The organism is Mesorhizobium sp. M1E.F.Ca.ET.063.01.1.1, assembly GCF_003998155.1.
Lineage (GTDB): Bacteria > Pseudomonadota > Alphaproteobacteria > Rhizobiales > Rhizobiaceae > Mesorhizobium.
Genome location: NZ_RZSC01001619.1, coordinates 1 through 445 on the forward strand (window position 1 = coordinate 1; position 445 = coordinate 445).

The window sequence follows — 445 nt, forward strand, 5'->3', positions numbered from 1 at the left end:
CGATTCGACCTTGCAGGTGACGTCGGCCTCCTCGGAAGCGTCATCGACCGTGATGAGCGAGGACGACAAGCCCCTGCCGGAAAAGGTCGCCTATGTGCCGGAGACCCGCCCCGGCGCCACCTTCCCCAGCGTCGCCGTTCCAGCGGGCGCCACCTCGATAGCCGGGAACACGCCGCAAGCGCTGGCGCAGCCCGCGCAGACGGCCGACGAGACGAAAGCCGCCGCCGAGAAGGTCGCCGCCGGCGACGCCGCAGCGGCCGCATCACAGGCGCAGGCTCAGGCTGCGCCGGTCATGAACGATGGCGGCGTCTACGTGACGGCGGGCGAGCCGCCGCAGCAGCCGATCGCCGCGCCCAAGAAGGGCCTTTTCGCCTCGCTGTTCAGCACCACGCCGGCCTCCGCCGCCACCGCGCCGCTGGTCAACACCCGTTCGGCCGACCAGCCC

The 445-nt window shown here is 72.1% G+C and carries 1 pseudogene; it reads left to right on the forward strand.

Annotated elements, in window-relative coordinates:
• A pseudogene (locus tag EOA29_RS42015) lies at positions 1 to 445 on the forward strand (peptidase M15A); the annotation flags it as partial.